Origin of the sequence: Micromonospora sp. M42 (genome assembly GCF_000568915.1) — a bacterium.
GTDB classification, from domain to species: domain Bacteria; phylum Actinomycetota; class Actinomycetes; order Mycobacteriales; family Micromonosporaceae; genus Micromonospora; species Micromonospora chalcea.
This window is the reverse complement of record NZ_KK037233.1, coordinates 1796446-1801649: the sequence shown is the minus strand read 5'-3', so window position 1 is coordinate 1801649 and position 5204 is coordinate 1796446. Positions and strand designations below refer to the sequence as shown.

The window sequence follows — 5204 nt, the reverse complement described above, 5'->3', positions numbered from 1 at the left end:
GAGCCTGGCCTGGACCAGCGCCCGGGACGCGCTGCGCGCGGACCTGCCGGTGCTGGGCAGGTGCCGCGCCGGGGTTACGTGCCGTCGGTTGCCTGCGCCGACTGCCGGACCCCGGATCGCTGCCCGCACTGCGCCGGGCGCTCGCGCTGGCCTCGGAGCATGGCACGCCCGCCTGCCGCTGGTGCGGGCGGGTGGCCGCCGCGTACGCCTGCCCGGACTGCGGTGGGCGGCGGCTGCGCCCCTCGGTCACCGGCGCCCGGCGCACGGCACGAGGAGCTGGGCCGGGCGTTCCCGGGCGTGCCGGTGCGGACCTCGGGGCGGGAGGAGGTGCTCGCCACGGTGCCGGGCGGGGCCGGGCTGGTGATCGCCACGCCGGGCGCCGAGCCGGTGGCCGACGGCGGCTACGGCGCGGTGTTGCTGCTCGACTCGGGGCGCTGCTGACCCGGGCCGACCTGCGGGCCGGTGAGGAGGCGCTGCGGCGGTGGATGGCCGCCGCCGCGCTGGCCCGGCCCGGTACGGCCGGCGGGCGGGTGGTGGTGGTCGCGGACGGCGCGCTCGCGCCGGTGCAGGCGTTGCTGCGCTGGGACTCCGCCTGGTTCGCCGCCCGCGAGCTGGCCGAGCGGCGCGAGCTGGGCTTCCCCCCGGCGGTGCGGATGGCGAGCGTCACCGGCGTCGCCGAGGCGGTCAGTGACCTGCTGGACGGCGCCCGGCTGCCGGACGGCGCCGAGGTGCTGGGGCCGGTGCCGGCCGACGAGGGCCGGGAGCGGATGCTCGTGCGGGTGCCCCGGTCCCGGGCCGCCGCGCTGGCCGAGGCGCTGCACGCCGCCGCCGGCCAGCGCAGCGCCCGCAAGGCGGCCGATCCGGTACGCCTGCAGGTCGATCCGCTCGTGCTGTTCTGACCGGCCGCCGCCGCGTGACACTGCGCACGCGGCCCCTCGCGCACGGTCGTGAGCTGGGGTTTGCCGCACACCTGGTCCGGCAATTGGGTAGCGGGCGGTGATAGCATCGCCCGTCATGCCCAGCCGCGCGGTTTCCCCGCGCGGGACGCGGCGCGGCGGGTGCCAGAGCACGTCGGGCCGACACTCGATGTCGTCAGTCAGCCGGTGAGCAGGGGTGGACCAGTCGTGACCGTTCGTCAGTCGATCGTCTTCAACGGTGACCTCGGCAGTGGCAAGAGCACCGTGTCCGTCGAGATCGCCAAGCGGCTGGGGCTGCGCCGGGTCAGCGTCGGCGACCTCTACCGCCAGATGGCCCAGGAGCGGCAGATGACCGCTCTGCAGCTCAACCTGCACGCCGAGCTGGACCAGGCGGTCGACGGCTACGTCGACCAGCTCCAGCGCGACATCGCCGCCTCCGGCGAGTCGCTGGTCATGGACTCCCGCCTGGCCTGGCACTTCTTCACCGACGCGCTCAAGGTGCACATGATCACCGAGCCGACCGAGGCGGCCCGGCGCGTGCTGGCCCGCCCGTCCGGCCCGGCCGAGAGCTACACCTCGCTGGAGGAGGCGCGGACCAAGCTGCGCGAGCGCAGCGAGAGCGAGCGGGGCCGGTTCATCGTCCGCTACGGCGTCGACAAGGCCCGCCTGCGCAACTACGACCTGATCTGCGACACCACCCGGGCCAACCCGGAGCAGGTCATCCAGCACGTCATCGACGTCTACGAGGGCCGCCTCGGCGCGGACGTGCTGCGCGCCGGTCAGCCGCTGCTGCTGCTCGACCCGACCCGGGTCTACCCCACCGAGGACGTGTCCGCGCTGCGGGGCCTGTGGGACGCCGACCTCGCCGCCGAGCTGGCCGAGAGCGGTGAGGAGCCGGAGCCGCTGAGCATCGGCTACACCGGCGAGTACTTCTTCGTCGTCGACGGGCACCGGCGGCTCAGCGCGGCGGTGCGCGCCGGCCTGCCGATGGTGCCCGCCCGGCTGGTCGCCGAGGTGGACGAGCCGGTGGTCGGCGGGATGAGCGCCGTCGACTTCTTCACCACGCAGGCCCGGCCGGGGCTGATCCACGACTGGGAGGACGCCCACGGCATCACGCTGCCGCTGCCCGAGCACGCGCTGCTCGACGGCGGCCCGGTGCTGGCCGGGGAGCCGGGCGCGGGCGCCTGACCGCGGTGGATACCGCCGTCTCGCCGTGACGGGTTGACCACCCTCGGGCGGCGCGGAGCATGATGGGGGTCTCCGACGCCTGGGGAGGCGGACCGTGGATCCTGCCGACGCGCTCGCGCTGCTGATGTCCCCCGAGGGTCGTGTCGACCCCTACCCGACGTACGAGCTGCTGCGCGCACACGGCCCGGTGGTCCAGGCCGGCCCGGTCTTCTTCGTGGTCACCGGGTACGCCGAGGCCGACGCGATCCTGCGCGACGCCCGGTTCGGGGTGCTGGACGACGCGCTGCGCGACCAGTTCATGCCCGGCTGGCGGGAGAGCCCGGCGATTCTGTCGATCTCCCGGTCGATGCTGCGCACCAACCCGCCCGACCACAGCCGGATGCGGCGGCTGGCGGCGGGCGCGTTCACCCCGCGCCGGATCGCCACCATGCACGACGTGGTGCGGGCGCAGGCCGACGAGCTGGTCGACGCGATGCTCGCCGCCGAGGGGCCGGTCGACTTCATGGCCGGGTTCGCGTACCCGCTGCCGGTCGGGGTGATCTGCGCGCTGCTCGGCGTGCCGGCGGCGGACCGGCCGTTGTTCCGACGCTGGGCCACCGACCTGACCGGCGTGCTGGAACCGGAGATCACCGAAGAGGAGCTGGCGGTCGCCGACCGGGGCGCGAGCGAGTTGCGCGCCTACTTCACCGAGCTGGTGGCGGCGCGCCGCCGGGCGCCGGCCGACGACCTGACCAGCGCGCTGGTGCAGGCGCACGACGGCGGTGACCGGCTCTCCGGCGACGAGTTGCTGGCCAACCTGATCGTGCTGCTGGTGGCCGGCTTCGAGACCACCACCAACCTGCTCGGCAACGGCCTGGTGGCGCTGCTGGAGCACCCGCGCGCGGCGGCGACGCTGGCGGAGCACCCGGAGTTCGCCCCCGGGTACGTCGACGAGCTGCTGCGCTACGACTCGCCGGTGCAGCTCACGTCCCGGATGAGCACCGCGCCGGCCCGGTACGGCGACGTCGACCTGCCGCCGGAGAGCTGGGTGATCGTGATGCTCGGCGCGGCCAACCGTGATCCGCGCCGCTATCCGGAGCCGGCGCGCTTCGACCCGTGGCGTCCGCAGGTCCACCCGCTGTCCTTCGGCGCCGGGCCGCACTACTGCCTCGGCGCGGCGCTGGCCCGGCTGGAGGCGCAGGTGGCGTTCCCGCTGCTGCTGCGCCGGCTGCCCGGCCTCGCCGTGGCGGGCCGGCCCGAGCGGCGCGTCCGGCTCACGCTTCGTGGTCACGCCACGCTGCCGGTGCGCGTCGGCCGGGAGGCGTCCCCGGTCACCGTTCCCGGTACGCCACCCGGGGCGGCCGGGCCGACTCCGTAGACTGGACGCGCATCGTTCGACCCAGACAAGGAGCCACGCCGAGTGACCGTCCAGCCCATCCGTCTGTTCGGCGATCCGGTGCTGCGCACGCCGGCCGACCCGGTCGTCGACTTCGACGCCGAGCTGCGCAAGCTGATCGCCGACCTGACCGACACGATGCGCGAGCAGAGCGGCGCCGGCCTCGCCGCGCCGCAGCTCGGGGTGGGCCTGCGGGTGTTCACCTTCGACGTCGACGACGTCCTCGGCCACCTGGTCAACCCGGTGCTGGAGTTCCCCGACGAAGAGGAGCAGGACGGCCCGGAGGGCTGCCTGTCCATCCCCGGGCTCTACTTCGACACCAAGCGCCGGCAGAACGTGATCGCCAAGGGCTTCAACGGCTACGGCGACCCGTTGCAGATCGTCGGCACGGGCCTGATGGCCCGCTGCGTGCAGCACGAGACCGACCACCTCGACGGCGTGCTCTTCGTCGACCGGCTCGACCCGGCCGGCCGCAAGGAGGCCATGAAGGCGATCCGGCAGGCCGAGTGGTACGACCAGGCCGCCCCGCCCACGGTCAAGCTCAGCCCGCACGCCGCCGGCAACCCGTTCGGCCTGGGGCGGTGACCCGGATGCGCCTGGTCTTCGCCGGCACGCCGGCCGTCGCCGTACCGGCCCTGGACGCGATCGCCGCCTCCGGGCACGAGCTGCTCGCCGTGGTCACCCGCCCCGACGCCCCGGCCGGGCGCGGCCGGGGGCTGGTCCGCTCGCCCGTCGGGGCGTGGGCCGACGCGCACGGCGTCGAGGTGCTCACCCCGGCCCGTCCGCGTGAGCCGGAGTTCCTCGACCGGCTGCGTGAGCTGGCGCCGGACTGCGTACCGGTGGTCGCCTACGGCGCGCTGGTGCCGCCGGTGGCGCTGGAGATCCCCCGGCACGGCTGGATCAACCTGCACTTCTCGCTGCTGCCCGCCTGGCGCGGCGCCGCGCCGGTGCAGCACGCAGTTCTGCACGGCGACGAGGTGACCGGGGCCAGCGTCTTCGAGCTGGAGGAGGGGCTGGACACCGGCCCGGTCTACGGCACGGTCACCGACGAGATCCGCCCGTCCGACACCTCCGGCGACCTGCTGGAGAAAATAAAGCACTCCGGCGCCGGACTACTGGTAGCGGTGCTCGACGCGAATCGGCGCGGGCACCGCCCGCGCCGTGCCGCAGCCGGTCGACGGCGTCTCGCTCGCCCCGAAGCTGACGGTCGAGGACGCCCGGGTCCGCTGGGGCGACCCCGCGTTCGCGGTGGACCGGCGCGTCCGCGCCTGCACGCCCGCGCCCGGCCCGTGGACGACGTTCCGCGACGACCGGGTCAAGCTCGGTCCGGTCACGCCGGTGGCCGACGGCCCGGAGCTGAAGCCGGGGGAGCTGCACGTGGCGAAGTCCGGTGTGCTCGTCGGCACCGCCACCACGCCGGTGCGCCTCGGCGAGGTGCGCGCCGCAGGCAAGAAGGCCATGCCCGCCGGCGACTGGGCGCGCGGCGCCCGGGTCACCGCCGGCGAGGTGTTCGCGTGACGGGGCCGTCGCGCGAGGACCGGCCCGTCGAGGGCGAGCGTCAGCGGGGGTACGGCGACCGCCAGCGCGCCGGCGACCGGCCTGGTGGCGAGCGTCAGCGCGGCGACGAGCGGTTCGGCGACCGGCAGCGCTCGGGCCGGCAGCGCTCCGACCGGCAGCGCTCCGACCGCCCTTGGCAACGACCGGCGCGGCGGGGACCGGTTCGG

3 protein-coding genes and 3 pseudogenes are annotated in these 5204 nt (G+C 75.4%); all 6 read left to right on the top strand.

Translation table 11 applies throughout. From position 1 onward, the window contains the following. Positions 1–899 (top strand): annotated as a pseudogene (locus MCBG_RS08070) (primosome assembly protein PriA); the annotation flags it as partial. A 225-nt stretch (positions 900–1124) separates the two neighbouring features. After that, positions 1125–2105: an AAA family ATPase gene (locus tag MCBG_RS08065; RefSeq protein WP_030502491.1), complete on the top strand. Its 981-nt coding sequence runs from the start codon at positions 1125–1127 to the stop codon at positions 2103–2105. Positions 2106–2199: 94 nt separating this feature from the next. Continuing rightward, entirely contained in the window at positions 2200–3462 is a 1263-nt protein-coding gene (locus MCBG_RS08060) for a cytochrome P450 (protein ID WP_043324944.1), read from the top strand. A 42-nt stretch (positions 3463–3504) separates the two neighbouring features. Then, positions 3505–4065 (top strand): peptide deformylase, encoded by a 561-nt coding sequence (def, locus tag MCBG_RS08055; protein ID WP_043324943.1) that lies wholly within the window; start codon positions 3505–3507, stop codon positions 4063–4065. 5 nt (positions 4066–4070) lie between these two features. Further along, a pseudogene (gene fmt, locus MCBG_RS08050) lies at positions 4071–4998 on the top strand (methionyl-tRNA formyltransferase). Continuing rightward, positions 4995–5204, top strand: a pseudogene (locus tag MCBG_RS33835) (rRNA small subunit methyltransferase B); the annotation flags it as partial. The pseudogenes fmt and MCBG_RS33835, both read left to right, overlap by 4 nt.